We start from the raw sequence: 3774 nt of genomic DNA on the forward strand, positions 1-3774 counted from the left end.
AAGGCGCATAGGAATATCGTCGGCGTCAAGGATGCGACGGGCAAGATCGAGCGCGTCTCCGAACAGCGCATCAGCTGCGGCGCGGATTTCAGGCAGCTATCCGGCGAGGATGCGACGGCGCTCGGCTTCAACGCCCATGGCGGTGTCGGCTGTATTTCGGTAACGGCCAATGTCGCCCCGCGCCTTTGCGCCGACTTCCAGGCGGCAACGCTGGCAGGCGACTATGCCCGCGCCCTGGAATATCAGGATCGGCTGATGCCGCTGCACAAGGCTATCTTCCTTGAGCCGGGTCTTTGCGGTGCCAAATACGGGCTCTCCAAACTTGGCCGGATGAGCCGCAACGTTCGTTCGCCGCTGCTTTCGACGCTGGAGCCGGCAACGGAATCGGCGATCGACACCGCGATGCGCCATGCAGGCCTGCTGAACTGACGAGACCGGCCGTCTTCACAAGACGGGGTCTCTCCCTTACATAGAGGGCAAGGAATGAGGGCGCGGCTTTTCGCGCCCTAAAAAACAATTGGAATATCGTCATGGCCCCCAAAGGCAGCCAGCGTGTGGTGAACAAGGTCGTGGCCGAAAACCGCAAGGCCCGCTTCAACTACGAGATCATCGATACTTACGAGGCCGGCATCGTGCTGATGGGCACGGAGGTCAAGTCGCTGCGCGAAGGCAAGGCCAATATCGCCGAATCCTACGCCTCGGATGAGGGCGGCGAGATCTGGCTGATCAATTCCTACCTGCCGGAATATCTGCAGGCCAACCGCTTCAATCACGAACCGCGCCGACGCCGCAAGCTGCTGCTGTCGGGCCGTGAAATCCATCGCCTGCGCTCTGCCATCAACCGCGAAGGCATGACGCTGATCCCGCTGAAGATCTATTTCAACGATCGCGGTCGGGCGAAGATGGAACTGGCGCTCGCCAAGGGTAAGAAATTGCACGACAAGCGCGAATCCGAGAAGGAGCGCGATTGGAACCGGCAGAAGAGCCGCCTGCTGAAGGCTCATGGTTGACCGCGCTAAAGCATGTCGCGCAAAAGTGTGCAGCGGTTTTGCGGCAACGGCATGCGTAAAAACAAAGACTTAAAGCGCAAGAAGCGAATCTGGAAGATCGCGACGCGCTTTAGGGCCGATCACGCTGCAATCGGCCGCTGTCGCGTATCGTCCATGTAAAGGCGTGGCCACGCGAGGAGCTGGCCGCCCCTGCATAATTCAAAGTGTTACAGTGAGAGATCAGTCTTCGAAATCGCTGGCCGGGGCGACTTCGGCCGGACGTGGCGCCCGCTCGGAAGGATCGCGACCGATTTCAGCCTTCAGAGACAAGAGATCGATGAAATGATCGGCCTGACGGCGCAGGTCGTCGGCAATCATTGGTGGCTGGGTCGCCATGGTTGATATCACCGAGACCTTGCGGCCTCTGCGCTGCAATGCCTCGACCAGGTTGGTGAAATCGCCGTCGCCCGAGAAGATGACGAGATGATCGACCGTTTCGGATTGTTCCATGGCATCGATCGCAAGCTCGATGTCCATGTTGCCTTTGATCTTTCGGCGACCCATGGAATCCGTGAATTCCTTGGCGGGCTTGGTGACGACTTTGTAGCCGTTGTAGTCAAGCCAGTCGATCAGCGGCCGGATCGACGAATATTCCTGATCTTCGATCAGAGCGGTATAATAATACGCGCGCAGCAGATATCCGCGTTTCTGGAATGCTTTCAGGAGCTTGCGGTAATCAATGTCAAAGCCGAGGCTCTTGGATGCAGCGTAGAGATTGGCGCCGTCAATGAAGAGTGCAATTTTTTCGCGTGGGTCAAACATCGCTTACCAATCCAATGAGAGCAATCGAAATCCGTATGGGTCAAACTTCAATAAAAACAATAGCTTGTGTTTCGATTTCGATCTGATCCTTACTTTATGAATTATTCATATATGAAAGATTTAGGGCACGATTCGACATATTCCAAGCAACCTTCGGTGGAATTTGACATTCTCCATGGAAATCTAGCTCAGCCGCGGATAAAGACGAGGGGAGCCGGAACGAAAAACTTGTATTTGCCCGGTTTTAATTGTATCGGGCGTGTTAATCCCGAAATGACGACCGTAAAGGACAGGCAATGGCCCGTGTCACAGTTGAAGATTGCATCGACAAGGTGGAGAACCGCTTCGAGCTGGTTCTGCTCGCCAGCCACCGCGCCCGGCTGATTTCCCAGGGTGCCTCGATCACCATCGATCGCGACAACGACAAGAATCCTGTCGTGGCCCTGCGCGAAATCGCCGACGAGACGCTTTCGCCCGACGACCTCAAGGAGGATCTGATCCATTCGCTGCAGAAGCATGTCGAAGTCGACGAGCCCGAGCCCGACCCGGCAAGCATGATCGCCGCCGGCGGTGCCACTGCGGCCGACAGCGAAGAGCAGGACGACGTGCCGGAGACGATCACTTTCGACCAGATGTCGGAAGAAGAGCTGCTTGCCGGCATCGAAGGCCTCGTGCCGCCGGAAAAGAGCGACGACTACTAAGCGCGCAGGCGGGATCTCCGGTCGCATCGGTTAGATGCCGGAAAAAGCTGCATGCGACGCAAAAGAGCGACGATTACCAATCGTCAATCTTGCACCTTTATTGCTTAGGCATATTATTGCCCATGTGTGCGCCAATCGTTGATTGGCGCGCTTTTATTTTTATCGGAGTGGCTTTGGAATGATGCGGCAGTACGAGCTCGTGGAGCGGGTTCAGCAATACAAGCCCGATGCCAATGAAGCACTGCTGAACAAAGCCTATGTTTACGCCATGCAGAAGCATGGCCAGCAAAAGCGCGCGAGCGGCGATCCCTATATTTCCCATCCGCTCGAGGTCGCCGCCATCCTCACCGACATGCATCTCGATGAATCGACGATCGCGGTTGCCCTTCTGCATGATACGATCGAGGATACGACGGCGACGCGTGCCGAGATCGACGAACTCTTCGGCGAGGATATCGGCCGCTTGGTCGAGGGTCTGACCAAGATCAAGAAGCTCGATCTCGTCACCAAGAAGGCCAAGCAGGCGGAAAATCTGCGCAAGCTGCTGCTCGCCATTTCCGACGATGTGCGCGTGCTGCTCGTCAAGCTTGCCGATCGCTTGCACAATATGCGTACCCTCGATCACATGTCGGCCGACAAGCGTGCCCGCATTTCCGAGGAGACGATGGAAATCTATGCGCCGCTCGCCGGCCGCATGGGCATGCAGGACATGCGCGAGGAACTCGAGGAGCTCTCCTTCCGCCATATGAACCCGGAAGCCTACGAGACCGTCACCAAACGGCTGGAAGAGCTTTCGAAGCGCAACGAGGGCATCGTCAAGAAGATCGAGGCCGAACTGCGCGACCTTCTGGTCGCAAGCGGCCTGACGAGCGCCTATGTCAAGGGCCGGCAGAAGAAGCCCTATTCGGTCTTCCGCAAGATGCAATCGAAGTCGCTTTCCTTCGAACAGCTTTCCGATGTCTACGGCTTCCGCCTGATCGTCGAGGACATCCCTTCCTGCTACCGGGCACTCGGCATCGTCCACACGCGCTGGCGCGTCGTGCCCGGCCGCTTCAAGGACTATATCTCGACGCCGAAGCAGAACGATTACCGTTCGCTGCACACCACCATTGTCGGCCCCTCCAGCCAGCGCATCGAACTGCAGATCCGCACCAAGCGCATGCACGAAATCGCCGAATTCGGCATCGCCGCCCACACGCTCTATAAGGACGGCGCCACCAATGCCGATGGCGACATCCTTTCCCGCGAATCCAATGCCTATT

General features: G+C 57.2%; 5 protein-coding genes. 4 read left to right on the forward strand and 1 reads right to left on the reverse strand.

Annotated features, from left to right (window positions below):
* Both FY112_RS01025 and smpB read left to right on the forward strand, forming a co-directional pair.
* Nucleotides 1-429, forward strand: a 429-nt coding sequence (locus FY112_RS01025) for a dihydrodipicolinate synthase family protein (protein ID WP_181018120.1), incomplete at its 5' end; no start/stop codon positions are given.
* Nucleotides 430-530: 101 nt separating this feature from the next.
* A complete protein-coding gene (gene smpB / locus FY112_RS01030; RefSeq protein WP_003546925.1) occupies nucleotides 531-1010 on the forward strand; it encodes an SsrA-binding protein SmpB in 480 nt (159 codons plus the stop codon).
* A 219-nt stretch (nucleotides 1011-1229) separates the two neighbouring features.
* Here the strand turns inward: smpB and FY112_RS01035 are convergent, their stop codons facing one another.
* On the reverse strand, nucleotides 1230-1811 hold the full coding sequence (locus FY112_RS01035) for an NYN domain-containing protein (RefSeq protein WP_003546927.1): 582 nt from the start codon (nucleotides 1809-1811) through the stop codon (nucleotides 1230-1232).
* A 296-nt stretch (nucleotides 1812-2107) separates the two neighbouring features.
* Here FY112_RS01035 and rpoZ point away from each other — a divergent pair, with 296 nt between their 5' ends.
* Complete coding sequence (gene rpoZ, locus FY112_RS01040; RefSeq protein WP_017959757.1) at nucleotides 2108-2512, forward strand: DNA-directed RNA polymerase subunit omega; 405 nt, start codon at nucleotides 2108-2110, stop codon at nucleotides 2510-2512.
* Nucleotides 2513-2690: 178 nt separating this feature from the next.
* Nucleotides 2691-3774 (forward strand): HD domain-containing protein (locus tag FY112_RS01045; protein WP_151517415.1); only part of this gene is annotated, 1084 nt, incomplete at its 3' end.

Origin of the sequence: Rhizobium sp. PEPV16 (assembly GCF_008919455.1) — a bacterium.
Taxonomy (GTDB): domain Bacteria; phylum Pseudomonadota; class Alphaproteobacteria; order Rhizobiales; family Rhizobiaceae; genus Rhizobium; species Rhizobium leguminosarum_Q.